This is a genomic window from Catenuloplanes nepalensis (genome assembly GCF_030811575.1).
Lineage (GTDB): Bacteria > Actinomycetota > Actinomycetes > Mycobacteriales > Micromonosporaceae > Catenuloplanes > Catenuloplanes nepalensis.
This window is the reverse complement of the sequence record NZ_JAUSRA010000001.1, coordinates 4,398,476-4,411,053: the sequence shown is the minus strand read 5'-3', so window position 1 is coordinate 4,411,053 and position 12,578 is coordinate 4,398,476. Positions and strand designations below refer to the sequence as shown.

General features: G+C 71.8%; 10 protein-coding genes. 7 read left to right on the top strand and 3 right to left on the bottom strand.

The window, feature by feature from the left end; genetic code table 11:
- Window positions 1-211 precede the first annotated feature (211 nt).
- On the top strand, window positions 212-778 hold the full coding sequence (locus tag J2S43_RS18965) for a dihydrofolate reductase family protein (RefSeq protein ID WP_306831017.1): 567 nt from the start codon (window positions 212-214) through the stop codon (window positions 776-778).
- Window positions 779-840: 62 nt separating this feature from the next.
- On the opposite strand, the gene J2S43_RS18960 is transcribed toward J2S43_RS18965, so the two are convergent.
- Entirely contained in the window at window positions 841-1,752 is a 912-nt protein-coding gene (locus J2S43_RS18960) for an NAD-dependent epimerase/dehydratase family protein (protein WP_306831015.1), read from the bottom strand.
- Window positions 1,753-1,955: 203 nt separating this feature from the next.
- Here J2S43_RS18960 and J2S43_RS18955 point away from each other — a divergent pair, with 203 nt between their 5' ends.
- The 6 genes from J2S43_RS18955 to J2S43_RS18930 all read left to right on the top strand — a co-directional run bounded on the left by J2S43_RS18955 (window position 1,956) and on the right by J2S43_RS18930 (window position 9,065).
- The gene (locus J2S43_RS18955; protein WP_306831013.1) at window positions 1,956-2,957 is read left to right on the top strand and encodes an Acg family FMN-binding oxidoreductase; all 1,002 of its coding nucleotides are present in this window, start codon (window positions 1,956-1,958) and stop codon (window positions 2,955-2,957) included.
- A 60-nt stretch (window positions 2,958-3,017) separates the two neighbouring features.
- The gene (locus J2S43_RS18950; protein ID WP_306831011.1) at window positions 3,018-3,797 is read left to right on the top strand and encodes an exodeoxyribonuclease III; all 780 of its coding nucleotides are present in this window, start codon (window positions 3,018-3,020) and stop codon (window positions 3,795-3,797) included.
- Window positions 3,798-3,902: 105 nt separating this feature from the next.
- Window positions 3,903-5,516 carry a SpoIIE family protein phosphatase gene (locus J2S43_RS18945; protein WP_306831009.1) on the top strand — a complete coding sequence of 538 codons (1,614 nt, stop codon included), beginning with the start codon at window positions 3,903-3,905 and terminating at the stop codon, window positions 5,514-5,516.
- Entirely contained in the window at window positions 5,513-6,580 is a 1,068-nt protein-coding gene (locus J2S43_RS18940) for a cobalamin B12-binding domain-containing protein (RefSeq protein ID WP_306831006.1), read from the top strand. Before J2S43_RS18945 ends, J2S43_RS18940 begins: the two co-directional genes overlap by 4 nt.
- Window positions 6,577-6,945 (top strand): STAS domain-containing protein, encoded by a 369-nt coding sequence (locus tag J2S43_RS18935; protein ID WP_306831004.1) that lies wholly within the window; start codon window positions 6,577-6,579, stop codon window positions 6,943-6,945. The genes J2S43_RS18940 and J2S43_RS18935 overlap by 4 nt, the downstream gene beginning before the upstream one ends.
- An 866-nt stretch (window positions 6,946-7,811) precedes the next feature.
- Entirely contained in the window at window positions 7,812-9,065 is a 1,254-nt protein-coding gene (locus J2S43_RS18930; protein ID WP_306831002.1) for an Hsp70 family protein, read from the top strand.
- Window positions 9,066-9,497: 432 nt separating this feature from the next.
- Here the strand turns inward: J2S43_RS18930 and J2S43_RS18925 are convergent, their stop codons facing one another.
- Window positions 9,498-10,778 (bottom strand): ISL3 family transposase, encoded by a 1,281-nt coding sequence (locus J2S43_RS18925; RefSeq protein WP_306839327.1) that lies wholly within the window; start codon window positions 10,776-10,778, stop codon window positions 9,498-9,500.
- Window positions 10,779-10,950: 172 nt separating this feature from the next.
- A complete protein-coding gene (locus J2S43_RS18920) occupies window positions 10,951-12,576 on the bottom strand; it encodes a GAF domain-containing sensor histidine kinase (protein WP_306839335.1) in 1,626 nt (541 codons plus the stop codon).
- Window positions 12,577-12,578: the final 2 nt, after the last annotated feature.

Here is a 12,578-nt window from a genome sequence, read left to right as displayed (position 1 = left end):
CACCCAGCACCTTCAGCCGGCCGGGGCGTGGAGTCTTGCATGGATCTCAAGCGATCGCGTGGGGTGCTGGATGGTAGGAAGGGCGGGTGGCCAGCGAGACGACGATCCCGCCGTCCGCCGTGCGGGTCCGCGAACTTTCCTGACCCGCATGTCGAAAACGCGGCGGCGCCGTTCGACGAGTAGACAGCAACCCACCTGAGGAGAGACTTTCATGCGCACTCTGATCGTCACCGCGTTCGTGTCCCTGGACGGCGTCATGGAGGCGCCGGGCGGCGAGCCTGGCTACCGCAACTCCGGCTGGACGTTCAAGGGCGTCGAGTTCGACCCGGCCGCGTACGAGATCAAGGGCCGTGAGCAGGACGAGGCCGGCGCGCTGTTGGTCGGCCGCAGGTCCTATGAGGCGTTCGCCCCGGTCTGGCCGACCATGACCGAGGACTTCAAGGGCTACAACAGCATGCCGCGGTACGTCGTGAGCACCACCCTGGCCGGGCAGGACGACCGCTGGCCGGCGACGATCCTGCGCTCGCTGGACGAGGTGGCGGAGCTGAAGACCACCGACGGCGGCCCGATCATCGTGCACGGCAGCGCCACGCTCGGCGCCGCGCTCGCCGACGCCGGCCTGGTCGACCGCTACCACCTGCTGGTCTTCCCGCTGCTGCTCGGCGCCGGCAAGCGCCTGTTCAGCACGGCCGACAGGGACCTCACCAAGCTGCGGATCGCCGAGCACGAGGTCTACGCCAACGGCATCCAGAAGCAGGTCTTCGACGTTCTCCGCTGAGGCGCCGCCGCCCCGAGACCCGTGATCAAGGCGTCGCGGAACACCCGGATCACGGGTGACGGTCAGTCGGCGTGCACGGTCTCGCGGATCGCGGCGTCGAGGGAGCGGCCGCTGGCCGGTTCGATGTAGAGGTCGCGCCGCGCGAGCCGGGCGAACGCCGCGATGTCCAGCCCGGTCTCCCGGCCGGCGAGCGTGGTGAGCGCACCGCCGATCGAGGCCGGCACGGTGACCAGGGTGGCGGGGAGGCGGCGCACCGGGCGGGGGCGGCCGGTCGCCGCGGCCATCCGGGCGAACAGCTCCCGCCAGGTCAGGTTCTCGTCCGCGACCGGGAGGTCCGCGCCGCCGGCCTGCTCCAGCGCGTCGACCGCGGTCTCGGCCACGCTGCGCGCGGAGACCGCGGCGGTGCCGCCGTCCGGCGCGAACAGCGGCGCGCCGGACCGGGCCCACCGCTCCCACGGCCCGGACCAGTTCGGCAGCCGCCCGCCGCCGCTGCCGAGCACGAACGGCAGCTCGATCACCGCGATCGGCAGCCCGGGCCCGGCGGCCGCGCGTGACTCCGCGGCCTGCTCGACCCGGCTGCGGATGTAGACGTGCCGGTCCGGCAGCCGCCAGTCCGGGTGCAGCCGGTGGAAGTACGTGTAGTAGGAGCCCATCAGCACGCCGCGGGTCAGCCCCTCCTCGCGCGCGGCCGTGAACAGCCGGACCAGCGGGTCGACCATGTTCGCCCGGAACGCCGGGTGGGCCGGCCGCGGCACCGGCTTCTGCTCGTCCGTCCGCGCCGCGTAGACCACGCCGTCATGCCCGCTCAGCACCGCGCGCAGTTCCTCGGCGGAGGCGTGTTCCGCGTCCAGCACCCGGTCCACGTCCGGCCGCGCCGTGCGCGCCACCGCCGTGACGTCGTGCCCCCGGGAAGTCAGCACGCTCACGACATGCGCCCCGATCAGGCCGCTGCCACCGACTACGACAACCTTCATGGTCACATTGTCCGGTTCCGACAACGGCACCGCTACCCACGCCGGAACGTGCAGGAAGGCCGCCCGCGGCCGACCGTTGCCCGCGGGAGCATGCGGAAGGTGACCACGCCGGAAGCGGGAAGATGGAGCTTCGGGTCTTTCGGCCCTGAATGGGGGACGCCCTCGCGGCTCAGAGTGGAGGGAACACGTTCAGGAGGTGTGCCATGGTCGTCCGGATCCCGCTGGCAGAGTCCGCCGCGACGGTGCCGGACGGTTACCGGGCGGAGGATCTCGCCGCCGCGGTCGCCGCCGCCGTGCGCGCGCCGTCGCAGCACAACACGCAGCCGTGGCGGTTCCGGCTGTCCGGCGGCGCGATCGAGATCCGGTCGGACCCGGCGCGCCGGCTGCCGATCGCGGACCCGACCGGCTGGGCGGTCCGGATCGCGTGCGGCGCCGCGCTCTGCAACGCGCGACTGGCACTGGCCGGCCGTGGACGACCGGCCGACGGCGTGATCCGGCCGGTGCCGGGAAAGACGGACCTGGTGGCGCGCCTGCTGCCGGGCACGCCCCGACCGCCGGCCCCGGCCGAGCTGGCGCTGCTCGCGGCCGTGCCGAGGCGACGCAGCACGCGCGGCCGGTTCTCGGCGCTGCCGGTCCCCGCGTCGATCCGGGCGCGCCTGCTGGACGCGGTGCGTTCCGAGGGCTGCTGGCTGGACCTGATCGTGGGCACGCCGGCCGTGACCGCGGTCGCGGAGATCGCGCACAGCGCCGACCGGGTGCTGCGGCGCAACGACGACTACCGCGCCGAGATCGCGGCGTGGACGCGCCCGGCACCGGCGATCGACGGCGTGCCCCCGGAGGCCGCGGGCCCGAAGACGAACCCGGCGGACATCCTGCCCCGGCGCGACTTCGGCGGTGCGGTCGCGGCGCCGGACCCGGTGAGGGAGCCGGAGCCACTGGTCGCGGTGCTGGGCTCGCCGGCGGACACCGCGGCCGAGCAGATCGCGGCCGGGCAGGCGCTGCAGAAGCTGCTGCTCACGGTCACGGACGCGGGACTGGCCGCGTCGATGGTGTCGCAGCCGATCGAGGTGCCGGCCGCGCGCGAGCAGCTCCGGCTGGCACTGGGCCGCTACGGCCCACCGCAGATGGTGGTCCGGATCGGCTACGCGGCCCCGGGCGCCACCACGCCACGCCGCGCCGCGGAGAGCGTGGTCATCCCGGAGTAGGGGCGGCGTTACGCGTGTCGGGGGTGGGCGGTCGGGGCGGCAGCAGGGCAGGCTGGGGGTATGCGGCTCGCCACCTGGAACGTCAACTCCGTCAAGGCCCGCCTGCCCCGGCTGCTCGACTGGCTGGCGACCAGGCAGCCGGACGTGCTCTGCCTGCAGGAACTCAAGGTCTCGGCCGACCAGTTCCCCACCGCCGAGATCAAGGCACTGGGGTACGACGCGGCCGTGCACGGCGACGGCCGGTGGAACGGCGTGGCGGTGCTCTCCCGCGTCGGCCTGGACGACGTGCGCGCCGGCTTCGACGGCGACCCGGGCTTCCCGGACGAGGCCGTGCAGGAGACGCGCGCGGTCTCCGCGACCTGCGCCGGCCTGCGCGTGTGGTCGGTCTACGTCCCGAACGGGCGCACCCCGGACGACCCGCACTACAATTACAAGCTGAACTGGCTCGCCCGGCTGACCGAGGCGCTGGAGCGAGAACCGGCGCCGCTCGCGGTGTGCGGGGACTTCAACGTCGCACCGACCGACGACGACGTGTGGGATCCCGCGGTGTTCGTCGGTGCCACCCACGTGACACCGCCGGAACGAGATGCACTGACCACGCTCCGTGATCGTCGCGGACTGCGCGACATCGTGCCACGGCCGCTCAAGGGGGATCACCCGTTCACCTACTGGGACTACCGAGCCGGTATGTTCCATCAGAACAAGGGCATGCGGATCGACCTGGTCTACGCGACCGATCCGGTGCCGTCGCGGGTGACCGACGCCTATGTCGACCGCGAAGCGCGCAAGGGGAAGGGCCCGTCGGACCACGCGCCGATCGTGGTCGACATCGATCTGTAGCTCGCGGCACGAACCGTAATAGTTGCCGTTGAGCAACTACGGCGTACGCTGGCCCTCGACCGCGCTGAACGACTCGACCGACACCCGGAACCGGAGGAGAACGCCGTGACGGGGATACGGAACGTCAGCACGCCACAGCCGACCCATCTGTTACACGCCGTGCTCGACGCCACCGCCGAGGCGGTGCTGCTCTGCGACGACCAGGGCGGGGTGCTGTTCGCGAACGCGGCCGCCAACCGCCTGATGCCCGGCCTGATCACCATCCGCGAGATCACCGACGACCCGGACTCGTTCGAGCGCGAGCTGCACGGCCGCCCGCTGCGGGGCCACCGCCAGTCACTCGACGACACCCACGACGTCTGGACCGTGCACGACTGCACGGACGAGGTCGCCCGCGTGGCCGCGATCGCGCTCGAGCGGGAGCGCACCGCGTTCCTGGTCGAGGCGAGCCGCCGGCTCTCCGCGTCGCTGCACCGCGGCCGCTGCGTGCGCACCACGGTCGAGCTGGCCGCCGCGCACCTCGCGGACGCGGCCGTGGTCGTGCTGCCACCGTCCCGGCACCGCGTCGAGTGGGTGCGGGCGGTCGCCGGCAGCCGCCACGAGACCGGCGTGATGGCGGAGCGCGACGCGGACGGCGTGCCCGGCCTGTCCGAGGCGCTCGCCGGTTTCCCGCCGGTGCCGAGCCGCTGGCTGGACCAGACCCAGGTGCCGGCGTCACTGCTCCCGGCCGGGTTCGGCGAGATCGGCGCGCTGCTGGTCACGCCGCTGCCCGGCAACGGCGTGCCGGCCGGCGCGCTGATCCTGGCCCGCCGCGCGCCCGGCGCCTTCTCCGACGCCGAGGAGATGCAGGCCCGTATCTTCGCGGCACGGGCCGGCGGCGCGATCTCCGCGGCCGTGCTCTACCAGGAGCAGGTCGATACGACCGCGATCCTCCAGGCCGACCTGCTCCCGCCGGAGCTGCCGCGGATCGAGGGGCTGGAACTGGCCGGGGCCTATCGCCCGGCCAAGGACGCGGCCCGGATCGGCGGCGACTTCTACGACGCGTACCCGCGCACGCCGTCACTGAGCCCGGACACCGGCCCGGCCGAGACCATGATCGTGCTCGGTGACGTGGTCGGCAAGGGACCGAAGGCGGCCGTGCTGGCCGGCAAGGTCCGCCAGACGTTGCGCGCGCTCCGCCTCCTGGAGGGCCGTCCCGAGCCGCTGCTGCGGGTGCTCAACCAGGCGTTGATGGACCCGCGCGATCGCAGCCGGTTCGTCACGCTGGTGCTGGCGTCACTCGTCCGCGACGGCGACGGCTGGCGGGTCTCGGCCGCGTCCGGCGGGCACCCGCCGCCGCTGATCCTGCGCGCGCGGGGCGGCGTCGAGGAGGTCCCGGCCAAGGGCACGCTGATCGGCGTCTCCGGCCCGATCAAGGTGGAGACCGCGGACGTCACGCTGCACCCCGGCGACCTGCTGCTGCTCTACAGCGACGGCCTGTTCGAGGCGCGCGGCGGCGTCGGCGGCCGGGAGGCCTACGGCGAGGACCGGCTCGCCGACTCGCTCGCCAGCTGCCGGAGCCTGTCCGCGACCGCGGTCGTGGAACGGCTCGAACAGCTCGTCTCCGACTGGATCAACGGCGCCGGGCACGACGACATCGCGATGCTCGCGGTGCGCGTGCCCCCGCGCATGCCGGAGTACGGCCATCACCCGGTGAACATCCGCCGGAGCGGCCGATGACCGCCACCACACCACTCCTGCCCGGCGTCGACCAGCAGTACCTCGACCTGATCGGCGCAGGCGACGAATGGGGCGCGACCGACCTGGTGCTCACGCTCTGGGAGAACGGCGCCGAACCCGAGCGGCTGTTGCTCGACCTGATCGCACCGGCCCAGGTGCGCGTCGGCGAGCTCTGGGCGGCCGACGAGTGGTCGGTGGCCCGCGAGCACGGCGCCACCGCCACCAGCGAGCGCGCCATCGCCGCGTTGATCGCCCGCGCCGCCCCTCGTCCCACGCTCGGCCGGATAACGGTCGCCTGCACCGACGGCGAATGGCACGCGCTCCCGCCCCGGCTGCTCGGCGAGGTGCTGCGGCTGCGCGGCTGGCGCGTCGACTTCCTCGACGCTAACGTGCCAGGCCCACACCTGGTCACCCACCTGCACCAGACCGGCCCGGACGTGGTCGCGCTCAGCTGCGCGCTCCCGACCCGGCTGCCGCGCGCCCACGCCACGCTGACCGCGTGCCAGGCCGTCGGCGTGCCGGTGCTGGCCGGTGGCCGCGGCTTCGGCACCGACGGGCGGCACGCGCGTCTGCTCGGCGCGGACGGCTGGGCCGCGACCGCCACCGACGCCGCCGACATCCTCGACTCCGGCTGGAACCCGCCGGCCCGCGCGCCGCACGACGACCTGGCCCACCTCGCCGACGAGGAGTACACCCAGCTCGTCCGGCAGCGCCACAAGATCATCGTCGGGGTGCTGGACCGGCTCCGCGAGACGTACCCGCCGATGCGCTCCTACGACATCCGCCAGGCCGACGCGACCGCCGAGGACGTCACCCACATCGTCGACTTCCTCGCCGCCGCGCTCTACGTCGACGACGCCACGGTCTTCACCGACTTCCTCACCTGGACGGCCGCGGTGCTGGCGGCCCGCCGCGTCCCCGCCCAGGCACTGACGGTCTGCCTCGATCTCCTCGGCGCCGACCTCCGCGACTTCCCCCGAGCGGGCGATCTGTTGGAACGGGGTTTAGCGGAACTGAGCGCGGGTAAGGCTGCGGGCCAGGACATCACAAGGCCGGAGCAATGATCGACGATTCCCCGCTGCGCATCGACACCCGTCGCCCCACCCGGGCTTCGGTCATCCTGTCACTCTCCGGCGACCTCGACTTCGACACCGCCGAAGAACTCGTCGACCAGGCAGACCGCGCCCTCCTGGCCGAGATCCGCACCATCTGCCTCGATCTGTCCGGGCTCTACATCTGCGATTCGTCCGGCCTGAGCGCGCTCCTCCACGTGAGCCAGGACGCCAGGCGGGCCGGCGCCACATTCGAGATAACCGGCGTCACGCCCCAGCTCCGCCGGATCCTCGAGGTGACCGGCCTCGACACGGTCCTCGGCACGGCCCCGGCCCCGGCGACTCACGACGAGAATCGCGCGGGGGCGCATTCCTGAAAACCCGATATACCCCGTCGGTCTCGCACCACCGATCGAGAAACACAACCTTACCTCGCCGCTCACCCCTGCCCGAAATATCGCGATAAAAGCCGCGACAGCTGACTTCCAAACGATCACGTGTGCCAAATCGTTGTTAAAACCGCCGGATAACAACGATTTGGCACACGTGATCGACTTCTGGCCGCCGGACCGGTTTTGATCTTCTGATCGTGCGTCCCGCGCAGACCGCCGGCGCCTGGCTGCCCCGTATGCCGTCGACCACCCCTCGGGGTGCAGATCATCGGCAGGGCCGCCACCCACGACGCATCCCCAGCTCAGGCAAGGACGGCGCGCAGCGACGATCCTGCCGACCGGAGACCGGAGCTGGCGGCCCTGCCGATGATCTGCTCGGCTTGACCTGGAAGACGGCATACAGGGCAGCCAGGCACACGAACCCAACCCCGCCCTCGCGAGAAAGGAACCGGGCCAACGCAACCCAGCCTCGCCGGAAGCCCTGCCTCCCCGTTGCCCCCGGAGCCCGAGGCCCGCCGGAGGCCAAAACGCAACTACCGAGCCTAACGCCACCAATATGCCGAAATATCGGTCACGAAGCGCACGCGGCGGAGGGAATCGGCACCCGGCGCCGGATGCCCGCAGGCCGCCGCGCGGGAAGAGAAACTGAACCGCACCCCACCGAATCCTGGTTCCCGAGCCCCGCCCCCGGGTATCCCAGCGAGACACGCGCCGTGCATGACGGTCCGTGCGGCGATCGTCGCTTAAGTTGATCACCCATCAGTGTGGTCTCTAGCTGCGGGGCTGGGTCCGTGGGTACCATCCCGGCGGCGCGGCGGCGCGCTGGCCGGGAACGGGTGGGGGAGACAGCAGTGGAGAGTCCGTCGCAGCTGGCGGTGGATCTGGGCACGACTCACACGGTCGCGGTCGTCGGGCAGCCCGGGGAACCCCCTCGTACGCTGCTGTTCGACGGTTATTCGCTCATGGATTCGGGCGTGTATCTGGATCCCGAGGGCAACATCGTGACCGGGCTGGAGGCGACCCGGCTCGGGGCGAGTGATCCGGTCCGGTTCGAGCCGCATCCGAAGCGGCGGGTCGGCGAGGGGTCGATTCCGCTCGGCGGTGTCGAGGTGCCGGTCGTGCTGTTGCTGAGCGCGGTCCTGTCGCGGGTCGCCCACGAGGCGCGGATGGCCGGGGTCAACCCGGACGGCGCGCTGCTGACCTGCCCGGTCGGCTGGGGCCGGCAGCATCGTGAGATGTTGACGGACGCGGCGCGGCGGGCCGGTATGGGCGAGGTGCGGCTGCTGGAGGAGCCGGTCGCGGCGGCGGTCTACTGCACGCAGGTCGAGGGGCATCACGTGCCGTTCGGCGGGTCGATCGCCGTGTTCGACTTCGGTGGCGGCACGCTGGACGTCACCGTGGTGCGCCGGGAGATCAACGGCTGGCAGGTGGCGAGCACCGGGGGTCTGGCCGATCTGGGTGGCGTCGACATCGATCTGGCGCTGCTCGACCATTTTCGCCGTCATCTGGCCCACCGGGACCCGGAGACGTGGAAGCGGCTGTTCCGGCCGCGTACGGCGGTGGAGTTGCGCTCCCGTCACGATTTCCGCGCCGAGGTGCGTGGCGCGAAGGAGTCGCTGTCCCGGAACGCGGCGGTGACGGTGCGGGTGCCGGGCTGGGACCGGCCGTTGCACCTGACCCGCGAGGAACTGGAGTACGTGGCGGAGCCGCTGATCGCCCGCGCGGTCGAGGAGACGCGCCGGGTGGTCGAGGCGGCGGGCGTGTCGTCGTTCCTGCTGAACTCGCTGATGCTGGTCGGCGGGTCGAGCCGGGTTCCGCTGGTGTCCGCACGGCTCTACGCGCGGCTCGGGACCACGCCGTCGGTGCCGGAGCAGCCGGAGCTGCCGGTCGCGGTCGGCGCGCTCGCCTACCACCGGCTCAGCCGCAACGAGGAGACCGGCGATCTGTCGCAGGTCGTCGCGATCACGCCGGAGTCCGGGCACGTGACGCGCGCCGGCCAGGCCGCGCAGAGCTTCCGCGTCCCGGTCGCTCAGCCGAAGCTCCGGCATCTGCAGCGACGCTGGTTCGGCGCGGTGCGCAACGCCTTCAAAACCACAAGAGACTGACAAAAGGCGATTTTCCCGCTTCCGGCGTGCTGAGTCCCGAGTGCTCCCGCGGGCACCGGTCGGCCGCGGGCGGCCTCCCTGCCGGTTTGCGACGGGGTCAGGCAACCCCCGCCTCGGCTGGACTGTCCGGCAGGGCCGGGGCACGCCGTGAGTACCACCGAGCGTGCGGCGTCAGGGTCTCGATGCGCCTACCGACCTGGCGCCCCGCCCGGTGGCTCTCCGGTGATCCAGGCGTCCCCGGAGACGTTCCACTGACCTTTCGGCGTCGGTGTGAGCCGTCGGCCAATCGTGATAGAGGCGTCGTTGGAGTCTTTGGGACGGCTTCAACGACGCCTGGATCACCAGAAGACTGCTGCCCGGTGACCCTGACGCCGAAAGCTCGGTAATCGCCGATATTTCGGCTCTTGTGACGGATGTGTGGGTGGTTGGTGGTCATCTATTGGGGAGGGTGGGGCGGTGGCCGCCGAGGTGGAGCATGGCGAGGGCGATGATGGGTTCGGGTGAGTGGAATCCGAAGCCTCTGCGGATGATGAGCCGGATTTTGGTGTTGGTGGATTCGATGAGGGCGTTGGATAGCCGGTGGGTGATGGCGGCGATGATCGGTTCGCGGTGGTGGGTGATGGAGCGGGCGAGGGTGGTGAAGGGGGTGAGGCGGCTGCGGCGGGCCCAGGAGATCCATTTGTCGAGGGCTTCGATGGCTTCGTCGGGGTCGCGGCGGGCGATCGTGAAGACGGTGCGTAGGCCTTCTTTCAACGCCCAGGCGCGGTAGAGGGCGGGCTGGGTTTTCGCGATCCAGTCGAGTTGTTCGCGTTGTCCTTCGGTGAGGGTGTCGGGGTTTTTCCAGAGGGCCCAGCGGGCGTTCTTGAGGGTTTTCACTGCGCCTTTGGGCCGGTCGTTGGGGTTCGCGGGTCGGGTTCCCTGGGCGGCTTTGCGGATCTGGTTCCAGGTGGTGCGGCGTTGTTCGTCGAGGGCTTTGGTGGCCCAGGCGACGATGTGGAACGGGTCGGCGCAGCGGATTGCTTGTGGGCAGTGGGTGGTGACGGCTTGCCGGATCCAGGCGGCGGCATCACTGGTGACGTGGGTGATTCGGGCGCAGCGGTCGGGTCCGAGTTGGGTGAAGAACTCGGTCAGGGTGGTGGCGTCGGCGCCGGGTGCGGCCCAGACGAGGCGGCCGGTGTCGTGGTCGACGATGACGGTGAGGAATTTGTGTCCTTTGCGGTAGGAGATCTCGTCGATCCCGATCCGTGTGAGGCCGTTGAGCAGGTCGGTGTGTTGTGCGGTGTCGGCCCAGACCCGGGCGACGATCGCCCCGACGGTCCGCCATGCGATGCGCATCAACTGGGTGACCGCCGACTTGGAGCAGGTCGTGGCGAGCCAGGCCACGGTCTGGTCGAAGCCGAGGGTGTGCCCGGCATGGTGCCGGGCCCACGGGACGCCGGCTACGACGATGCCGTGCTCGGGGCACGAGACCCGTGGGGCGTCCGCTTCGACGTAGGCGATGATCGTGCCGAGGTCCAGGGCCCGCCACCGCCGCCGGCCGGAACCCTGGTCATAGCCCGGACTACGACGGCCGCAGAGCCCGCACCGGCGACGGTGCCCCCGGGCCGGCCGCACCGACGCGACCAGCAGATTCTGTTCCTCGTCGAACTCGACACGCTCAACGACAGCCTTCTGGAGTCCGAGCATCCGAGCCCATACCCTGGCATCACGCACGCCGTTGACCTGCACTTTCTACGCTCTGACTCTAGTCAAGACAGAACGTAAGCAGGCCAACGGCGTGCGCTACCCCAAACCCCCAAAAACACCCACACAAACGTCACAAGCACCGATATTTCGGGCGTGGGTGTCCGGATGGCCTGTGGTCGTCGGGTTCGATGCCGGAACCTCAGTTGATCGGGATGGACCAGGTGAGCAGGGTGCCGGAGGGGTGGGGGCCCGGGGCGGGGGTGACGTCGAAGGCGCCGCCGTGGCCCTGGGCGCGGTCGGCGAGGTTGACCAGGCCGCTGCGGGCCGCGTCGGGCGGGCAGCCGACGCCGTTGTCGAGCACGGTCAGCGTCAGGCGGCCGGACGCCACGCGCACGCCGACCTCCACCAGCGTGGCCCGCGCATGTTTGACCACGTTGGACAGTGCCTCGCGGAGCACGGCCAGCAGGTCGTCGCGGACGTGATCGGGGACCGCGCTGTCGACCGGGCCGTAGAGGTCCAGGCGCGGCCGGAAACCCAGCGGCGCGGCGGCGGCGTCGACCATCTCGCCGAGGTCGGCGCGGAGCGCGGGCGTGACCGGCGTGCGGAGTTCGAAGATGGCGCGGCGGATGTCGCGGATCGTGCTGTCCAGGTCGTCGACGGCCGCGTTGATCCGGGCACCGGCCTCCGGGCGCCCGGCCAGCGGGATCGCGGTCTGCAGTTGCAGGCCGGTGGCGAAGAGCCGCTGGATGACCACGTCGTGCAGGTCGCGGGCGATTCGCTCGCGGTCCTCCAGCACCACGAGCAGCTCGCGTTCCTCCTGCGCCCGCGCGCGTTCCAGCGCCAGTGCGGCCTGGCCCGCGAACGTGCCGAGCATGGTCAGGTCATCGTCGTCGTGGCGGGCCGCGGCCGGGTCGTGCGCGACCACGAGCGCGCCGTGTAACGCCTCCGCGCTGCCCAGTGGTGCGATCATCGCGGGGCCGCCGGGCACGTCGCCGGGCCAGGCCGCGGCCTTGGCCAGGCTCTCGACCGTGACGGTGCCGGCGCCGGTGACCGCGGGCAGGAACGCGGTCTCGCTCGCCACCAGTTGCGCGCCGGGGGCCACGGACGAGTCGCCGTCGACCACCTCGACCGTGAGCCGGTCCGTGTCCGCGTCGTAGAGCAGGACCAGCACGAGGTGTGCGCCGGCGACCTCGCGGGCGCGACGGGCGATCAGGGACAGCGCGTCGGTGCGGCGGGCCTCGGACAGCAGCACGCCGGTGATCTCCGCGGCAGCGGCCAGCCACTGCTCGCGGCGGTGCGAGATGGCGTAGAGGCGCGCGTTCTCGATGGCGACGCCGGCCGCGGCCGCGAGCGCGACCACGACCTCCTCGTCGTCGACGGTGAACTCGGCCGCGCCCCGCTTCTCGGCCAGGTAGAGGTTGCCGAAGACGTGTTCGCGGATGCGCACCGGCACGCCCAGGAACGAGTGCATCGGCGGGTGGTGGGCCGGAAACCCGTACGACTGCGGGTGCCGGGTGATGTCCGGCATGCGCACCGGCCGCGGATCCTGTATCAGCAGGCCCAGCACACCCCGCCCGTGCGGCAGGTCGCCGATGTGTGCGGCCTGCTCCGGGGTCATGCCGTGCGTGATGAAGTCGGTCAGCCGCCGATCGGGTCCGACCACGCCCAGCGCGCCGTAGCGGGCACCGGCCAGCGAACACGCGGCCTCCACGATGCGCTGTAGCGTGCTGCGCAGGTCGAGGTCGGTGCTGATGCCGACGACCGCGTCGAGCAGCGCGCGCAGCCGTTCCCGGTTGGCCACCACGTCTCCGACGCGGTCGAGCATCT